15 protein-coding genes and 1 CRISPR repeat array are annotated in these 18,100 nt (G+C 43.1%); of the genes, 4 read left to right on the top strand and 11 right to left on the bottom strand.

Annotated features, from left to right (window positions below):
• Nucleotides 1-416 precede the first annotated feature (416 nt).
• A complete protein-coding gene (locus ED605_RS05115) occupies nt 417-1,040 on the top strand; it encodes a LysM peptidoglycan-binding domain-containing protein (protein ID WP_191981343.1) in 624 nt (207 codons plus the stop codon).
• A 125-nt stretch (nt 1,041-1,165) separates the two neighbouring features.
• Here the strand turns inward: ED605_RS05115 and ED605_RS05110 are convergent, their stop codons facing one another.
• Nucleotides 1,166-1,726, bottom strand: a complete 561-nt coding sequence (locus ED605_RS05110) for a hypothetical protein (protein ID WP_121977798.1) — start codon at nt 1,724-1,726, stop codon at nt 1,166-1,168.
• A 119-nt stretch (nt 1,727-1,845) separates the two neighbouring features.
• A complete protein-coding gene (gene recQ, locus ED605_RS05105) occupies nt 1,846-3,609 on the bottom strand; it encodes a DNA helicase RecQ (RefSeq protein ID WP_121977797.1) in 1,764 nt (587 codons plus the stop codon).
• A 292-nt stretch (nt 3,610-3,901) separates the two neighbouring features.
• Between recQ and ED605_RS05100 the strand changes: the two genes are divergently transcribed.
• The 3 genes from ED605_RS05100 to ED605_RS05090 are packed head-to-tail and all read left to right on the top strand — an operon-like array spanning nt 3,902 to nt 5,240.
• On the top strand, nt 3,902-4,786 hold the full coding sequence (locus ED605_RS05100) for an SDR family oxidoreductase (protein WP_121977796.1): 885 nt from the start codon (nt 3,902-3,904) through the stop codon (nt 4,784-4,786).
• A gap of 14 nt (nt 4,787-4,800) precedes the next feature.
• Nucleotides 4,801-5,022, top strand: a complete 222-nt coding sequence (locus tag ED605_RS05095) for a DUF2188 domain-containing protein (RefSeq protein WP_121977795.1) — start codon at nt 4,801-4,803, stop codon at nt 5,020-5,022.
• 23 nt (nt 5,023-5,045) lie between these two features.
• Nucleotides 5,046-5,240: a hypothetical protein gene (locus ED605_RS05090; RefSeq protein ID WP_121977794.1), complete on the top strand. Its 195-nt coding sequence runs from the start codon at nt 5,046-5,048 to the stop codon at nt 5,238-5,240.
• Nucleotides 5,241-5,451: 211 nt separating this feature from the next.
• On the opposite strand, the gene ED605_RS05085 is transcribed toward ED605_RS05090, so the two are convergent.
• The 9 genes from ED605_RS05085 to ED605_RS14880 form a co-directional block, all read right to left on the bottom strand.
• Nucleotides 5,452-5,895, bottom strand: coding sequence for a GNAT family N-acetyltransferase (locus ED605_RS05085; RefSeq protein ID WP_121977793.1), 444 nt, complete (start codon nt 5,893-5,895; stop codon nt 5,452-5,454).
• Between the two features lie 18 nt (nt 5,896-5,913).
• Nucleotides 5,914-7,714: a CRISPR direct-repeat array (repeat unit 28 nt; unit sequence GGATCACCCCTACATCCGTGGGGAATAC).
• 332 nt (nt 7,715-8,046) lie between these two features.
• Nucleotides 8,047-8,250, bottom strand: coding sequence for a hypothetical protein (locus tag ED605_RS05080; RefSeq protein ID WP_225419045.1), 204 nt, complete (start codon nt 8,248-8,250; stop codon nt 8,047-8,049).
• A gap of 32 nt (nt 8,251-8,282) precedes the next feature.
• On the bottom strand, nt 8,283-10,334 hold the full coding sequence (locus ED605_RS05075; protein ID WP_121977792.1) for a glycosyl hydrolase 115 family protein: 2,052 nt from the start codon (nt 10,332-10,334) through the stop codon (nt 8,283-8,285).
• Between the two features lie 42 nt (nt 10,335-10,376).
• Complete coding sequence (locus ED605_RS05070; RefSeq protein WP_121977791.1) at nt 10,377-12,827, bottom strand: DUF5776 domain-containing protein; 2,451 nt, start codon at nt 12,825-12,827, stop codon at nt 10,377-10,379.
• Between the two features lie 71 nt (nt 12,828-12,898).
• Nucleotides 12,899-13,588: an SGNH/GDSL hydrolase family protein gene (locus ED605_RS05065; protein ID WP_121977790.1), complete on the bottom strand. Its 690-nt coding sequence runs from the start codon at nt 13,586-13,588 to the stop codon at nt 12,899-12,901.
• 44 nt (nt 13,589-13,632) lie between these two features.
• The gene (locus tag ED605_RS05060) at nt 13,633-15,234 is read right to left on the bottom strand and encodes an MFS transporter (protein WP_121977789.1); all 1,602 of its coding nucleotides are present in this window, start codon (nt 15,232-15,234) and stop codon (nt 13,633-13,635) included.
• A 540-nt stretch (nt 15,235-15,774) separates the two neighbouring features.
• On the bottom strand, nt 15,775-16,143 hold the full coding sequence (locus ED605_RS05055; protein WP_121977788.1) for a hypothetical protein: 369 nt from the start codon (nt 16,141-16,143) through the stop codon (nt 15,775-15,777).
• Between the two features lie 30 nt (nt 16,144-16,173).
• Entirely contained in the window at nt 16,174-17,295 is a 1,122-nt protein-coding gene (locus ED605_RS05050) for an MFS transporter (protein WP_263852934.1), read from the bottom strand.
• Between the two features lies 1 nt (nt 17,296).
• On the bottom strand, nt 17,297-17,770 hold the full coding sequence (locus tag ED605_RS14880) for an MFS transporter (protein ID WP_263852933.1): 474 nt from the start codon (nt 17,768-17,770) through the stop codon (nt 17,297-17,299).
• Between the last annotated feature and the right edge of the window lie 330 nt (nt 17,771-18,100).

Raw genomic sequence — 18,100 nt, 5'->3', positions numbered from 1 at the left:
GATTCGACAACAAAATGATCATCAACGACTATTTTAAAAAAGCAAATTCGAAATTAAAATCATTAAAAACCAGTTTTTTTAACTAAAATCCTGTCAAAAGTGACGCCAAAAAAGCAATTTTTATATTACGAGCTGCTAAAAAACAGCCCTTTTGAAATATTCCTGTAACATTTAATTTCGATCTGTGATCGTTTTCATCTCTGTCTCAACAATCATTTTCAAAAAAGAATTAGGCCGCAATCGACATTACATATATTACTTGGCTGTAAGATAAGTCACTTCACCGAAACAAACTCGTACACTTCTCGATATTGTCTCGTAACAATAACCGGCTATACTCTTAGGAGTTAATCGTTGTTGGTTAACAATCGCAAGAAGCAGAAATTTCTCGAATCTATCTTATAGGAGTGTCTATTTTGAAAAAATTTATTACCACCATTCTCGCAACATCAGCAGCTGCCGTTGGCTTGTTCTTTGCAGGCGCAGCAGGTGCCAGTGCATCTTCGACCTACACCGTTAAGTCCGGCGATTCCGTTTGGGCAATCTCGCAACAATTCGGTTCATCAATCAATGCAATCGAAAATGCAAACAACATTTCAAACCACATGATCGTTCCTGGTCAACAGTTGGTAATTCCTGATGGAACTTCAAACGCTGCTACTACCACCACTACTTCAGCAGCTCCTCAGACAACTACCACTGCTCAGCAAAAGACCAGCTACAGTCAACCAGCTGCTACTAGCAACAACACTGCTAACACGACTTCAACTTCAAGTCAAAACAGCACTGCTTCATACGGTAACAGCACTAAGAGCTACGTTCTGAGCCAAATGGCTTCTAGAACCGGTGTTTCAGCATCAACTTGGGATGCAATCATCTCACGTGAATCCAACTGGCAACCATCTGTTCGAAACAGTTCAAGTGGTGCCTACGGTTTATTCCAAAACATGCACATTAATGGCGGTTCAGTTCAGGATCAAGTGAACGCAGCCGTAAGTCTTTACAATCAACAAGGTATGAGTGCTTGGTCATTAGGCTAAACTAACTCATTAACCAATTAATTTTAGTCATCTTCGACAGTCGTCGGGATGGCTTTTTCTTTTGAAAAATCGGGATTGAAGGCCAAGTAGCTTTCAATCCCGGTTTTAACATTTCTAATTAATTTTTAGTTCAGCTTTTCGATTTTTCCAGTTGCGATCGGCAAAGTTGTATGCGGATCGTAATCCATCACGGTTCCCTTAACCGTTTCTGGTAAGTCAACATCATTAGGAATTCCATGAACATAGATGACACGTTTTTCCAATTGCAGATCATCATCGTTGAAGGTTTCTTTGAACTTGGCTTTGATATCAGCCAACGGCACCTCTTTTTTATAATGAAAATGCCCATGATCGTCCGAAACCGGATAAGTATCAGTCGGAATTGCCATTTTTTCCGGTTGATCATTGAATGGTACCATTGTGGTTCCCGAAACCGGTTCAGTTTCCGGCAGATCAACGTAACCATCGTGATTGATATCCTGAGCGGCAGTTGCCGGCTGAGCATCCCGCCCATCTGGAAAACCATGAAAATGCATCCAATGTTGCGTGTTCGGCGACGTCTGATCCATCGTAATTTCGACTGTTAAAGTATCACCATCAACCGTAAAATCTGCCTCACCACTTGGATGACTACCCAGTTTGTCACCATTCAATGCCTTAATTTCAGCCCGATACCTTTCAACCATTCTGACCACTCCTTTAAGATTAGCTTGTATACAATTCTATTATAACCAATTTAGTAAAAAGTGGCACAAAATTCTTAAAATAATCGATAAAAAGGCGACGACAATGGTGAGCATTATTCTCACGCTTCAATCTCCGCACGATACTCAGCAATGACTTTCAGAAACTGATCCCCATACTTGGCTAATTTACTTTCACCGACGCCCTTAACGTCCAAAAATTCACTAGCTGTCGTTGGTAGTTGAGCGCTCATTTCATGCAATGCCTTATCCGAAAAGATCACGAACGGTGGCACGTGCTGCTCTTCGGCCAATTGACGTCGTAAATACCGCAACTGTTCAAATAGCTCATCATTTTCCGGCAATGCCTTAGTAGCTTGAACAGCCACCTTACGAGAAACTTTTTGCTGCCCCGTTAAAACGGTCAACCCCAGTGGTGTGACTTTTAACACCGGAAACTGACCGCCTTCTGCCGTTAAATAGCCGGCAGCGGTTAAATAATCGATTAACTCCGTAATTTGGCGCTTAGATTGATCCTGCATGATGCCATAAGTTGACAACGTATTAAAGTGAAATTTCATCACCTTTTGGTCCTTGGAACCTGCTAATACTTGTGCCACTAATGTTTTGCCAAAGTGCTCATTCATTCGACGAACACATGACAGAACTTTCTGCGTCTCAACCGTAATATCTTGGGATTCACGGGTATCAAGACAATTACTGCAGCGACCGCAAGTCGGCCCTTCCTCACCAAAGTAGTGCAAGATAAACTGCTGGAGACATTCTTCCGTATTGGCGTACTGAACCATTGTCTGTAGTTTTTGAAATTCCCGTTCCTTAACCTGCTCATTGCGATCAGACTGCTCAATGAAGAAGTGTTGCGTCTGAACATCAGCCATTTTAAACAATAAAATGGCTTCGCTTGGCAGCCCATCTCGGCCCGCTCGACCAGCTTCCTGATAATAAGCCTCCAAGCTGCCGGGAATCGAGTCATGAATCACAAAGCGGACATTACTCTTGTCAATGCCCATGCCAAAAGCATTGGTTGCCACCATCACTAACGCTCGGTCGTAAAGAAAGTCATCTTGATTTTGCCGCCGCTCGTCACGACTAAGACCACCGTGATACATTGTCACTGAAAAATGATACTTTTGAAGTAACCGTGTCAGTCGTTCAACTTCTTTTCGCGTACTGGCATAAATAATCCCTGACTGATCTGAATTTAATTTTAGATAGTCCAATAAATACCGGTCACTATCCTGATTTTTCACCACTTTAAAGGCTAAATTGTCACGTTCGAAACCAGTCTTAACTTCTTCACTAAGTCCTAAACGAGCTTTGATGTCTTCAGCCACTCTTGGGGTTGCAGTGGCCGTTAAAGCAATAATGGCTGGGTGACTTGGCAATTGATGCAAATGATTGGTTAACGCTAAATAGCTGGGCCGAAAATCATGACCCCACTGAGAAATGCAGTGAGCTTCATCTACGGCCACCAAATCAATCGGCAAAGCCGCCAATTGAGAAAAAGCCCCAGAATCCAGCCGCTCCGGTGAGACATACAGTAATTTCACCTCACTATTTTTAGCCTGCTTAAAGCGGTTATCAATTTCGTCAAAGCTTAACGTGCTATTAATAAAGGTCGCCGGAATGCCGTTTTCATTCAACGCATCCACCTGATCCTTCATCAGCGCGATTAAAGGCGAAACTACTAGTGTCACGCCATCAAGTAACAGTGCCGGAATTTGGTAACATAATGATTTTCCACCGCCTGTCGGCATAATGGTAAGCACATTTTTGTGGGCTAAAATGTCATTAATTGCCGTCGCCTGTCCTGGTCGGAAACTGTCGTAACCAAATTTGATTTTAAGTAATTCTTGAGGTGTCATTTGTAGCTTAACCTTTCTTAATCAAGATTCGTTTCTTATTAATTATATACGCTAAATTCTATCAAAAATTATTTACAAAAGCGATTAGATCAGAAAATAAACTAAATAATTGTTAACCTGGCGATCGAAATAATTACAAATTAGCAATCATGAAATTTGACCAGCTATCTTGAATTGTCATATACTGTTTGAAAATCATCTTAATGAATCAGGTTGATTTGAGATGATTTAAATTAACTATCAAGCTCCCGCATTGCAACTACCTTGCTGAGATTTTAAAGGAGGCTGATTTATGGAGAATTCGTTAAATCCACTCACCAAATATTATCACCAAGACTACCCAATTCAATCGCAAACCGAGCCAGGATTACAGGCCAACTTGGACCCCATTCCAGATGCCGGTGAAACTTCTTATCACGGATCTGGACAGCTTAAGGGAAAAAAGGCATTGGTAACCGGTGGCGATTCCGGTATTGGTCGAGCAACTGCCATTGCCTTTGCTCGCGAAGGCGCCGATGTCGCTATCAATTATCTACCGGAAGAGCAGACTGATGCGCAAGAGGTTAAGCACTGGATTGAAGAAGCTGGTCAAACTGCGGTTTTAATTCCGGGAGATCTTAAATCCGAGGATTTCAATAAAGAATTAATCGAAACCGCTTATCAAAAGCTCCATGGTTTGGACATTTTGGCGCTGATCGCCGGTAAGCAGCAGGCTGAACCCGATATTACCAACTTGTCGACACAAAATATCAAAGAAACCTTTGAAACCAATGTTTACCCCATTTTATGGACTGTTAAAGCTGCTATGAAATACTTGAAGCCAGGCGCATCCATTATTACCACGACTTCAATCCAAGCTTATCAGCCATCACCGTTTCTCTTGGACTACGCGGCAACCAAGGGCGCCATTCATACGCTAACCCAAGCACTTTCCGCTCAGTTAGCTAAACGAGGCATTCGAGTCAATACCGTGGCGCCAGGCCCAATCTGGACACCGCTTCAAGTTGTTGGTGGCCAACCGCAGGAAAACATCCCCAAGTTTGGTCAAAGCAAACCGCTTCAGCGTGCTGGTCAACCAGTAGAATTAGCACCCGTTTACGTTTTCTTGGCTTCTGATCGTGCCAGCTACGTCACTGGCCAAAGCTATGGCGTTACTGGCGGTGATTTTACTAACTAACTGGAGGACTGCCAATGCCCTGGAATAATGAAAATTATCCAGCTTCAATGAAGAATCTTAAAAAAGTGGTCCGGGACAAAGCCATTGATATTGCGAACGCCCTAAAAGATAAAGGATATGATGATCAAAAAGCAATTGCAATTGCAACCGATAAGGCTGAGCAATGGTATCAGGACCACCATGCCCCGGATAAAAATGATCCTTTTAAAAAGAGTCGTCAAAAAACGCGCAAATGACGTAACTACAAGGAGGACTTAGTATGACATCAGATCATTCAAAAGCTGAAAAAGAGCTGAAGCAATCTCTTGAAGATACCAGTGAAAAACAGGAAAGCAAAGGCAAGGTCGACGTGCCTAATCAAGAAGCCACCGATAAAGATAAAGCCGGTGCGCCCGCTTGGAACGATGAATCACCTGATACAGAATTTAACGATCCACGCAAATCCGACACCTAATCTAGGTCTGACTTTTTAGGTACTCTCCAATAATTAAAAACGTCAATCTCAATGACAGTCTTAAAGTGACTTTTGCCACTGCTGACTTCCAAATTGGGATTGGCGTTTTTTAATTTGTTTTAGTTATTTGATACAAATAGGTCAACTCTGCACTAATCCTTAATGCTACAAAGTATGTAGCGTCAAAGTTCAATAAGAACCTCTTAATTAGCTAAATTTGCTTGCGATAAAGCTTCATCTCTCTGCCCATAAAGTCCTTGATCATCCTAACCAATTCGAATCCAATCTGTTCGTAATAATCACTCAACCGAGAAATAATATAAACTTCCCCGAATTGAAGTCCTCTTGCAACTTCTAATGCCCGGTTAACCATTTGTGTACCAACATGCATATTTCGATAGTCAGGCATGACATAAACAGTACTGATAAACGGCGTTTCAGGAATGTCGGCAATATCTTTCTCTACTATTGCACAGACACCGATAATTCGCTTTTTTTCAACAGCAACAATCAGACGTTCCTGAGGTGTCATTGGCCCTAGCATCTTTTTAGCAATAAACTTAGCGCCTCCCCAATCGAACGACTCAATTTGATGTTGAATTGCCAACCACGCCGGTTCTTCTATAGTGGCTTGATTTAAAACTTTAATGTCCATATCATCCCTCCCTCCAAAAATTCACCCCTACATCCGTGGGGAATACCATTCTGGAGCCGATCCCTTTTCAGAAGCAGTGGGATCACCCCTACATCCGTGGGGAATACTTTTGAGCCGGATAGTTACACACCGCATCAAAGGGATCACCCCTACATCCGTGGGGAATACATTGGACCACAGGTTTACTTCGCTGACTATTAGGGATCACCCCTACATCCGTGGGGAATACCCACGCGTTTACTCGAATTCAAAGTGCAGTGCGAGGATCACCCCTACATCCGTGGGGAATACCCGCGCCTACTGCAATCGCCAGCGAGTAATTAAGGATCACCCCTACATCCGTGGGGAATACTTTAGTGGCGGTTGTTGCTCAGAATCGTTGATAGGATCACCCCTACATCCGTGGGGTATACGCAATTGGCAGCCGTCAACGGCCACCTTACAGAGGATCACCCCTACATCCGTGGGGAATACTTTTGGAAGGTGCCAAAGGACTGGCCCGACGAAGGATCACCCCTACATCCGTGGGGAATACAGCAGATATCCTGAGTCATAAGCCGGCTTGTAAGGATCACCCCTACATCCGTGGGGAATACTAATGTCACGATTCCGCAATCCGAACTTTTGCAAGGATCACCCCTACATCCGTGAAGAATACGCAAAAAGGACTTTGACACCGCCGATGAGTACAGGATCACCCCTACATCCGTGGGGAATACTGGTCCGATTTTTACCGATTTGGTCCGAAAAAGGGATCACCCCTACATCCGTGGGGAATACCTTATAGGCCGCCATTTGCAAACCGTAGTTATAGGATCACCCCTACATCCGTGGGGAATACTTAACGGTAAAAACCGCATTAACCAAACACAGAGGATCACCCCTACATCCGTGGGGAATACCTTTAGACTCTCAGGGAAGCGGCACTGGTCAGGGGATCACCCCTACATCCGTGGGGAATACGCTAATTTGCATGCGACCAATTCAATGACCGGAGGATCACCCCTACATCCGTGGGGAATACGAAGAGAGGTGATCATGATGCACATAATTGATGAGGATCACCCCTACATCCGTGGGGAATACAAACCAAAATACGAATCGCTAATATTGATGAAAGGATCACCCCTACATCCGTGGGGAATACCGTGAGCATCGACTCAAACGGACTCTCGTATAAGGATCACCCCTACATCCGTGGGGAATACGAAGTCCGTACGGGGAGTTGGGAGCGCTAATTGGGATCACCCCTACATCCGTGGGGAATACTTAGATGAAGCATTATTGGCCGATGATCGGGTAGGATCACCCCTACATCCGTGGGGAATACCAAGCGCGGAATTTACATTTCCTGTTGTTGAAAGGATCACCCCTACATCCGTGGGGAATACTTTTTTGCTAGTTTGCCAACTTTTTGAAGATTTGGATCACCCCTACATCCGTGGGGAATACAACATTATTATTAAAGTTAATAGTGCGACCACAGGATCACCCCTACATCCGTGGGGAATACCTAACAGCCCAATTGGTAAGGATCCGGAATTCAGGATCACCCCTACATCCGTGGGGAATACAGCGTACATCCACACCGGCCGCCAAGTGAAGTAGGATCACCCCTACATCCGTGGGGAATACGTGTCCGGTTGAGGAATGGCTTGAATAGCTTTGGGATCACCCCTACATCCGTGGGGAATACAATCTAAGATCAGCGTGAGACCACGACATGATAGGATCACCCCTACATCCGTGGGGAATACCGCAATACTGAATGTCTGTGCAGCTGTAAATGTGGGATCACCCCTACATCCGTGGGGAATACACTAAACGATCCTTGATATACCGCCATTTTCAAATTGGCAAACCACCATTTTCCATCACTTTGCTTCACGGTGTGCCCGATTTAACCATTTGAATTTTAAACCTAGCCCAATCATTTCATGATCTTAATTCCATTATTACAGACGAAACACTCATAATCCAGAACAATTTCGAATTTTTTGAGATATTAAATATGTAAGTAATTGTAATCGTTTCTTAGCAACACAAAAATGGGCCCAGCGCTAACTACACTGTGACCCACTTTTTACTTTAATATCGAATCTGGTTAATCAACTCAAAGCCGAGATTTCATTGCCTTATTCATTGATTCCATCATTCCGAAATGTTCTTACTGTTCAAAATGCTGGCATCTTTCTTTTCCAAATTGTTAAAGTCTTCAGCGAGCAGGTATGCTGACAAATAGCGTTTCAGTGCAAACTTACTGGCCTTAACATCATCTGTTTCATCAATTGTCGACCCACTGACAACGGCTCTGGCAAACTTATCCGGATCGAGTTTAATTTTTTTATTGTTCATTTCAATCATTTTCCCCTTCAAATTAACTTCTATTATAGATGATGGATCAAACGCTCACGCAGTTTTTTGGCCAGTTGGTCGTCTCCCATTGCCGGTCGAGTGTTTGACAGTGTCATTACCCGAGCCTCAGCCGTTGCTTTAACGAAGTGGTGTTCCCAGCCATCTTCATCATCGCTATCGCCCAGGACTCTTAGATAATGCCGCAAAAACTTCAACTGGGCAACCGCTAACGGCACATTATTATAGCCGTCATTTTGATAGAAGTCCGCCCATTTTCCTGAAGGATTAGTCGTTTCAGCAATCACGATTTCTTTCATGGCCTGGTAAGCCTCATCAGCAGTTAAGAATGGTTTGAGGTAATCCTCACCTTTAGTTGCCCCAGTTGCCTCTTGATAGGCCCGAATCGCCAAATGCAACGCTTTTAATCCTTGAGCCTGATTAATCACACTCAAATAAAAATCGCCGTATAGCCGGGTCGCATCAGCAGGTTTTAAAGTCAACAGTAATTGCTTCGTTTGCAACCGCAGCGCTTCCCAATCTGGTAGTTTTGGTGTGATCATCTCATCTAACTTCTTCAACGCTTCCGGTAGTTTAGCATCAACCACCCAACCAGCGTCACTCAGCTTATCATGATGACCGACCCACGCCTTGATCAAGCGTCTAATCAAGTAAGGCGCAAATTCATCGCCGGCCGTTTCATCCGAATGTGGCCCGTATTGGACGACTGCCTGCCAATAGTTACTGTATAATTCAACTAATTCAGGCTGCTTTTCATCATAATAAGTCGACACATAGTCCTTTAAAATTATCTCGTTATCCCGCGCCGAATAATCTGCCAACCAAGATTTGGCAACTTCTCTCAAATAAAGAATGTGTGGCTTGATACTTCCGGTGTTGATCAGCTCCAATGTATCAAAATGGTGTTCACGAACCTTTGAAAGCTCTGATGAAACAAAGGCTGGACTATTGGATAGTAAGCCCAAGAAATTTGAAGCTTGGAGATCATGGAAAGCTACGTGATAGTAAATGCCCCGTTGACGATTATGAGGGTTTGGGGCCTCTAGAATCGGTGAACGAGGATTATCCAATCCCTGTCGTCTGGAAACCATCTTACCGTAACCACTATCAGCCCAAATTTCAATGACGTCGTCTGGAATCTTAACCAACCCTTTATTATACAAACCGGTCAGTTCGCCGTAGACATTCAAAGCCATCGGTGCCCCTGGGTCGAGTTGTTTCACCATCTCGTACTGTTCCTCAATAATGCCATTGATCACGTCGGCAATTGCCTGTTCATCCCATTCCCGACTGTCATCGTCTTCCCAGAACGGCTTGTCACCCTGACCACGAAAGCCGAGACTGTAAATGGTTGGCGTGCCCTTTTGATCCATGATGGCATCGCGCCAAAGTTTTCTGAACAAATCCGGGTATTTAACAAACGAAGCCGTTAAATTCGGGTATTCACGGGCAAACATCTTAGCTCCCAATGGTTCCGCGTGGTGTTGGGCAATCATTAAGCCAAATTCTTTGGCGGGTCGGCGATTAACTTGTGAATTAACGTCGGTGCCGGGAATAATCACGTTACAGCCAACCCGAAGTGCTGTTTCAAAGATTCGCTGCCAAACATAGCGGTTGGAAGAATGATCCTCCCAACCCGAAATCAACAGTTCATCGTTAACAAACCAACCCCTGTATTTAGTTTGATAATGCGGTAAGTGAAGATCAAAGTTGTGCCAAACAACCACATCGCGGACTTGAGGCAGTCGATCCAACCAATACCAGAAATCATCCACCTTTAAGACATTTCTTGAAACGGCCAGTGTGCCGTACATCACCCCTAATGCTGTTTTAGCGGAAATGGTGACCGACTTGGCATCTGTCAACCGAATTTGATAGTCATCCCCCTCAACAGCAGTTTCAGGATCAAGTTTCAAATAGATTTGATTTTTCACGTCATTTTTCTTAGTTGCTGCTTCAATATCCCGCTGAAGAATCAGGCGGGCATTTTTAAGCACCGGATTTCGATAATCGGCTGCCTTGACCACCGTCCCTCGGGAAATTGTAAATGTTTCTTTATCTGACAATAGTTATCTTCCTTTCCAGATTGGCTCTGTTTGGCTGGCCGGTCATCTGATGTGATGGGTGCCAGCAAGCACCAATTGACGATTAGCCGTAATAAATTGACCGTTCTTCAATTCAAAGCGGGTTGTCGATCCTTGACGGACAATTTTCTTAACGCGTAAAACCTTGCCGCTTCGATAATGCTTGACTCGGTGAGTGAGCTTCTTAGTTAAATAAGCATTAATGCCAGTCGAATTTAAAACCGTCACAGTTTGGTAGTCGTGCTGGTAAAAAGCCGGTTCAAGGAATCCCTTTTTAGTAGTAATATAGCCGATCTTATTAGTCGCCTGATTTGAATGATTGACAACTCGGACCTTATACCGCAGTTTTCCGGTTGCAGACTGACTGTTACCCATAATTTTAAAGGCAGGCCGATTCATCCGTGACTTTTTTGGATAATGCGTCACTCGATTAGCTCTAGTAAAAGTTGGTGTCTTGTATAACCACAACCCGCGAATCGCGTAAACGGTTGTTCCCTTTTTATATGTGGGGCGTTGAATCTTTTTTGCGGGCTTCTCAGGGGTGACAGAACTGCTCGTTGAACTAGTACCGGTAGTTGAGCCAGTCGCTGATGAAGCCGACGAAGTTTGTGATGGAGCCGATGAACTCGAAACACTTGACTGATTACTTGACGTCACACTAGCAGAACTGGCAGAACTCGAAACACTGCTAGTCGAATTAGTCGGCGTTTCGGTCTTAGCGAATTCATATAGGCCAACTTCCGGATTACCGGAAATAGCTTGGCCGGCATAGTCCTTGCCATTCACGTCAATTGAGACCTGGGCTGAATTTTTCACGTAAGGCGTCCCGGCATTAATTAGCGGCGAATCACTTTGAAGTTTAAACCCACTAAAATCACTGACGCGACCGGCAACCGTATCCCCGGTTTGTGGAATTTCCGGCTTTGCACTGACAAACTTGGGATCAGCAGTAATGGCACTTTTATCCAAGGCGTTTTTAGAAACTCCTGAACCATAATAGGCATTGTGACTATACTGAACTTTATTATTTGAACTACCATACGAAACACTCTGAAGTGCGGAGTTAACATTGTACATCACGTTATTTTCAAACTGCCAAGTTTCATTTCTAGGACTAGCATTTGAAAAGTTTAGTTTAAGGCGTGACAATGTATTGTAAATCAAATTGTTGTCAATTGAAACAAAGCCACCATCAACGCTGTCCCGAAAATCAATCCCGGTATTGTCTTTTAGAAAGTTATAACGAATGATTAACCCATTATAACCAAAACCACAAATCAGAAAGCCATCACCATTGTCATGGAGATAATTATACTGAAAGATGGTATTTGACACCCGGCGGTCAGCATCAATCCCGTTTGAATCGGCACCGCCAACTTTTGGCTTGGACCCTGACACGTCGTTATTTTGAACCACACATTGATTAACCAAGTTAATTTCAATGCCACAAGTACCACTATTCTTAACAACGTTATCTTCTACCATGACATGTTTACTGCTGGTAACGTAAATCCCGTTACAATTATAAACACCCTGTTGATCAATATAATTATTTTTCACCGTAATATTTTCATGGGGCTTAAACTGTGGGCTCTCATAGTTTGGCGCTTTAGCATCGGCTGCTGGAAATGCCCATTGAGGACCATTTTTACCGCCACTCCACTGTTTGATGGTAAAGCCACCGTAGCTATCACGTTCCAAGGTGCTATTCGTCAGTGAAACATTTTTGAAAATGGTTGGTTGATTATTAGTCGGCTTTAACGACTCAATCAAAATGCCACCGGTGCGTTTTGAACGATCCCAGCCGGCATTGGTATAAACACCTGGCTGCCTTTCTTTCAAAGTACTGCCATCAAGTCCAACATCTGAAGCCCATTCAACCCGACCAGAAACATCGTGCACATTTAAATCAGTCAGATTAAAACCGTCAAGCTCGGAAACGTTTTGCCCAGTGATATGAATGCCACGAAGATCATTTAACTTGGCCCCGTTTTCGTCACTTTCCTTGTTGTTATCAAACCCAGTTGTTTGATTTGAAATATCTAAGTGACTGATTGTCCAGTGGTCTTGATTGGTAAGCCGAACCACGTCAGAAACCTTACCTTCACCGGCTAGCTTGGGTAATTCCCCTTGACTGCCGTAATCAGAAATCGTAATGTCAGCGTGGTCATTACCACTTCCTTTTGGTTGAAGTGTCACATCTTTCCATGTACTGCCGCGTTCAAATAAGATCTTATCGCCGGCAATGAATTGGCCTTGGTTAACCCGATGAATGCTTTGCCAAGGCGTTTGGGCACTGGTTCCACTCGCTTGGTCACTGCCGTGTTGACTGCTGACGTAAAACGTTTCGGGTCGCGTTCGCGTGGTATCTGCCTTAATTGATCCAGGTATTAACAACCAAACTGTCATTGCCACTGCAATCACCGTTAAAACACTTTGGCCGATCGTTTTTGTCATTGTCTTGATTTTCGTCATGTCGCCCTCCAATTTGCGTTAGTTCTTAAGGTGACTCGCTTAAATTTCGGTTTGAAATGATGTTTGAATTACTAGTTTGAAGTCAGTGACACCAAACTCTGTGTAATGATCGGATCATAGAACAAACGATAGCCGTCCGCATTGGGATGCGTCCCAGTGCCACCAACTGAATGATTGCTGCCATTAGCGTCAACCTTATCATAAGAGTAATCGTGCTGATAGCTTTCCAAAAAGCCGTTAAAATTACCATCCGTGTACAAGTCAGCGACTTTGATCGACCACTTATGAACAATTTTGACTGACACATCGTGCATGATCGTTTGAACCCGCAAATCCCGTGCCGGCGTCTTGTGGGTTGCCACATACAAAATCTTGGCGCCCTGGTACTTGGTCTCCAGCAATTTACAAATGGTTTCCAAGGCCCCGCAATAGGTTTTCGGATCGAGTTGATTGTTAAATCCGTACGTGATCTTCCCCATGGTATCCGGATCATCCGTCACCGTTGCATAAGCATCGTTGGCAATCGAATCAAACACAATCAGGTCCGGTACTTCACTGGGCGCGTTCTTAATTTGATCAATGATATTATTCGGATCAGTGCTTCTCGAAGCTGCGCCGTTGATGCAAAATTTCTTATAAGTCATCTGATTTTCCTGACAAATGTCGTCAACAAAGCTCGTATTGGCTAAGTGACCATTAACAATACTCGTCCCAAATGCGTATAATAATTTACCCTTTAACTTTGGATTTGCTTCACCCAATTTTTTAGCACTCCTTTTCTCGTTAACAATTCGTTACTAACAATTTATTTTTGATTCGTTGGTTGGTCGTTCTTCTTCCAAAAGTCAATTGAATCGTACTTCACACCGGTTAAATCTTCGCAAACGGCTTTAGTGTGTGGATCAACGTCCTTCATACTGCCACCCTTTTGCAGGCGAACCAGTTCAGTTGCCAAGACTTTAAATGTCTTCTTGCTCAAGTGGAAACGACTGGCAAAGAACATGGCCAACAAAATCATAATGCCGACACCACCGGAGACGATAAAAGTAATCATGTTAATGGCACTTTGAGGTTGTGTAACTGCGCCACTGGCTGATTGACGGAAGTGAGCAAAATCCAATAGATAACCGGCAACCACCCCGGCAAGTCCGACACTGATTTGGTTAACAAAGGTCATCACGGAAGCAAACAACCCGGAACGGTTCTTCCCAGTTACCAAGGTATCCAAATCCGGGATAAACGGAAAGGCGTTCCATGGGGCAAAGTAGAGAATGTACAATCCAATTTCGTAGAACGTCATCCCGACAATCAACCAAATCATCATGCCAGCCGGTTTAGCCATTGCCACATAAGCCCAGTCAGCAGCACTAATTAGAATTAGTGAGTAGCCAAATAGGTAAAGTGCCCGATAGGTAAATTTAGTAATCGCAAAACCAGCTAAGATGGTAACTGGAATAGAAACAATACTCAACGACTGCAAGAAGCCTGAGGTACTGGTAGATTTACCTAAAACATAAACCACGTAGTAAACAAAGACTGTCGAGAATAGGATCGTTGCAAAATAAGAACTGAGGTAAATTCCCATGTGAAGGCGGAATGTTTTAATTTTAAAGGTCGAGAAGTAATTTTTAAGTTCCGACTTAAGATTAGCCTTTTGGCCATTGTTTTCTTTTAGAGCTTCAGCGTCAAGACGTTTGGCTCCATCTTTGGTAACAAAGTGTTCCCAAGTTGTTCGATAGGTAATAATGATCAAGAAGAACGTTAAGACGGAAAAGATGACCTGCATTAAAATGTAAGGTGTCGGTGATGTTTTCGGGAAGTACTTGAAAAGTTGGGCCGGCACGAACTGAGTTAACATGTTCCCCAAACCAGCGATTACCATTCGACTGGTTGACATCTTTGTTCGCTCATTGAAGTTCTTGGTCATTTCGTTTGGCAACGTTTCCCAAGGAATCTGCAAGGTCGACATTAGAATTGTGACAATCAGATAAGTAATCAGGTAATACCAAAAATTCATGCCGGCAACCCACATCGTAATGGCAATTAAAACCGATGGAGCGGCAATTAAAATAAACAAATGTCGTCGGCCAAACATTCGGCCCAATTTATACTTATAAACGTTATCCGAAACATTTCCCATAACCAGTGACACAATGGCATCGGCCACCCGACCAATCAGGAAGATCGTCGCACCCTGGCCAGCGGTTAATCCGCAAAATGTCGTGTAGAAATACATTAACCAGGCACCGACCAGCCCTTGCATTGAGATACTAAAAAACGAGAAGACCCCAAATCCAACTGAACGACCAATGCCGATCTTGCCACGACTTTGATAAATCCGCTTATGCGCGTATTCATTCCAGCCATCGTGGACAACTGGCTGTTGATTTTTACTGTCTGTTTCCATTTTCCTAAACCCTCCTAAAGTATTAGAATCCGCTTACATTTATCGCTATTCATCACTCACAGATTAAGTGATTAATAGCCGGTAACCGATCACACCAGTCTAAGGACAACCGTTTCTGTTAACGGAATGAATTTTGATAAATAATAGTATCATTCAAATACCCCTATCAGACGAGTGCGTCGATCTTTAATGCAATCATTATTGTAAGCGATTTATTTCATATTTTCTTTGCAAAATTTGCTTGTTTTATTGTAAAAATTGACATTTAATCGGTTTCATTTCTTACTTAAATCAAAAAATGATGGCAAAAAGTGTTGAATTTGCAATTTTTGCCAACATAAGTTGTAAAAAGCGACCTATTTAATGCGCTGATGACTTGGCATCACCGGATTGCTTAAAAATTATCTTTAGCCAGTCTTTTGATAACCCATACTAAAAAGGATACCAGATGGTTGTTGACGCGTAGCAACCATCCAATATCCCTTTTAAATACCTATTTTCTATCGAGAGACTTCCACGAATTGTTTATTTATGGTGTAGTCACTCATCTTTTTGATCGTCATCATCCGGAACACCAGCCACTACTTGAAACACATCGGCCAGTGACATATTTTGATCCGCAAACTTTTTATGCAGGATCAACTTGCGAAAATCCTCAATCGACATCGTTTCGGTTTGCTTAAATGGTAAAGCCGTTGCCGCGTTTTCGCCGGTTTGGTTAACACCGGTAATTAATGTGATTACTAACCCGTCATGACTGTCCAGGCGAACGGTGTAGTGCTCATAATACGATGGAATGTCGTAAGAACCGCTCAGTTCTTCATGATCTTTAAAATAATCGGTAATAAAAGCTTTAAATGCCTCTGGTGACTTAAGTGCTGCTTTCCAACCTGCTTGATCTTTTGCCATAACTCAATCATCCTTTCTAATTTCAATTCCTTACTTATTTTGAGACGTTTGCTGATCATTCTTTTTCCAGAAATCAATGGTGTCATACTTCACACCGGTTAAATCTTCACAAACGGCTTTAGTGTGCGGATCAACGTCCTTCATACTGCCACCCTTTTGTAGACGCCCCAGTTCCTGAGCCAGAATCTTAAAGGTTTTCTTGCTTAAGTGGAAACGGGCTGCGAAGAACATGGCTAACAGAATCATAAACCCAACCCCGCCAGAAACGATAAAGATAATCATATCGGTTGCGCTTTGAGGTTGAGAAACCGCCCCGGCAGACTGACGGAAGTGGGCAAAGTCCAGTAAATAACCAGCAACCACTGAAGCCAATCCCTGACTGATCTGGTTGATAAAGGTCATCACCGAAGCAAACAAACCAGCTCGATTTTTACCAGTCACCAACGTATCCAAATCAGGAATAAATGGAAAGACGTTCCATGGTGCAAAGTAAAGAATGTATAAGCCAACTTCATAAAACGACATACCAACAATCAACCAAATCATCATGTGGGCCGGACGTGTGAAGGCAACGAAGGCCCAGTTAACCGCACGGATTAAAATCAATGAGTAACCGAAAATGTAAAGCGATCGGTAAGTGAATTTAGTTACCGCAAAGCCCGCTAAGATGGTGACCGGAATTGAAACAATACTTAACGATTGTAAGAATCCGGAAACACTGGTTGACATCTTCAGTACATAAACGATGTAGTAGACAAACACTGTTGAAAATAGGATGGTCGCAAAATAAGAACTTAAATAAATCTCCATGTGAAGCCGGAACGTTTTAATTTTGAAGGTTGAAAAATAGTTCTTTAACTCAGATTTCAAATTCGGTTTCTGACCATTGTTTTCAGCGAGGGCTTCAGCTTCAAGTTTTTTAGCTTCATCCTTAGTGACAAAGTGTTCCCAAGTGGTGTGGTACGTGATTAAAATCAAGAAGAACGTGGCCACTGAGAAAATGACCTGCATTAAAATGTATGGTTCTGGAGAGGACTTCGGGAAATACTTGAATAGTTGGGCCGGCACAAATTGGGTCAACATCCCACCTAAACCAGCCAAGACCATTCGAGTTGTCGACATCTTGGTTCGGGCATTGAAATCCTTGGTCATTTCATATAGGTAAGGTTTCCCAAGGAATCTGCAAGGTTGACATTAGAATAGTCACAATCAGATACGTAATCAGGTAGTACCAGAAATTCATGCCGGCCACCCACATCGTAATCGCCACTAACACTGATAGCGCCGCAACTAAAATGAAGAGGTGCCGACGCCCATACTTACGCCCAATTTTATACTTATAAACATTATCGGAAATGTTCCCCATGATCAGTGACACAATTGCATCGGCTACCCGGCCAATCAGGGAAATGGTGGCGCCTTGTCCAGCTGACAACCCGGCAAAGGTGGTGTAGAAAAACATTAACCAGGCACCAACTAACCCCTGCATCGAAATACTGAAGAATGAGAAAACCCCAAACCCGAGCGATCGCCAAATGCCGACTTTGCCACGACTTTGGTAGACTCGCTTATGGGCGTATTCATTCCAACCGTCGTGAACGACTGGTTGCTTATGATTGACATCCATTGTTTAAAACTCCTTCTATGGCTAATAAGAATCCGCTTACATTTTTATTCAGAAAATTTGGGCTACCTAACCAACTTGACCCATCCTTTCCAACCGCTATAAGAATCAATAAACAAGCAATTTCTAATGACGCTTAACGTGTAAAATAATAATGGCATAATAGGAGAACTTGTTTACTTAACGGTTAATCTCTTGTACACTGATAATTGTAAGCGATTTATTTAGCATGTTCTTTGCAAAATTACCTTGATTTATCGTAAAAAGTGACTTCTAACCGCTTTCAAAAATTTAGTAAGTCGGAAAATCGTTAAATTTCGTGTCAATTTTGCA

Origin of the sequence: Lentilactobacillus raoultii (assembly GCF_900411375.1) — a bacterium.
Taxonomy (GTDB): domain Bacteria; phylum Bacillota; class Bacilli; order Lactobacillales; family Lactobacillaceae; genus Lentilactobacillus; species Lentilactobacillus raoultii.
The sequence above is the reverse complement of the archived record's forward strand: the minus strand, read 5'-3'. Positions and strand labels throughout refer to the sequence as shown.

Bases quoted from the DNA above. Each gene is read 5' to 3' on its own strand.
- ED605_RS05110 (WP_121977798.1), bottom strand. From the start codon at position 1,726: ATGGTTGAAAGGTATCGGGCTGAAATTAAGGCATTGAATGGTGACAAA.
- recQ (WP_121977797.1), bottom strand. From the start codon at position 3,609: ATGACACCTCAAGAATTACTTAAAATCAAATTTGGTTACGACAGTTTC.
- ED605_RS05100 (WP_121977796.1), top strand. From the start codon at position 3,902: ATGGAGAATTCGTTAAATCCACTCACCAAATATTATCACCAAGACTAC.
- ED605_RS05095 (WP_121977795.1), top strand. From the start codon at position 4,801: ATGCCCTGGAATAATGAAAATTATCCAGCTTCAATGAAGAATCTTAAA.
- ED605_RS05090 (WP_121977794.1), top strand. From the start codon at position 5,046: ATGACATCAGATCATTCAAAAGCTGAAAAAGAGCTGAAGCAATCTCTT.
- ED605_RS05085 (WP_121977793.1), bottom strand. From the start codon at position 5,895: ATGGACATTAAAGTTTTAAATCAAGCCACTATAGAAGAACCGGCGTGG.
- ED605_RS05080 (WP_225419045.1), bottom strand. From the start codon at position 8,250: ATGAACAATAAAAAAATTAAACTCGATCCGGATAAGTTTGCCAGAGCC.
- ED605_RS05070 (WP_121977791.1), bottom strand. From the start codon at position 12,827: ATGACGAAAATCAAGACAATGACAAAAACGATCGGCCAAAGTGTTTTA.
- ED605_RS05060 (WP_121977789.1), bottom strand. From the start codon at position 15,234: ATGGAAACAGACAGTAAAAATCAACAGCCAGTTGTCCACGATGGCTGG.
- ED605_RS05055 (WP_121977788.1), bottom strand. From the start codon at position 16,143: ATGGCAAAAGATCAAGCAGGTTGGAAAGCAGCACTTAAGTCACCAGAG.
- ED605_RS05050 (WP_263852934.1), bottom strand. From the start codon at position 17,295: ATGACCAAGGATTTCAATGCCCGAACCAAGATGTCGACAACTCGAATG.
- ED605_RS14880 (WP_263852933.1), bottom strand. From the start codon at position 17,770: ATGGATGTCAATCATAAGCAACCAGTCGTTCACGACGGTTGGAATGAA.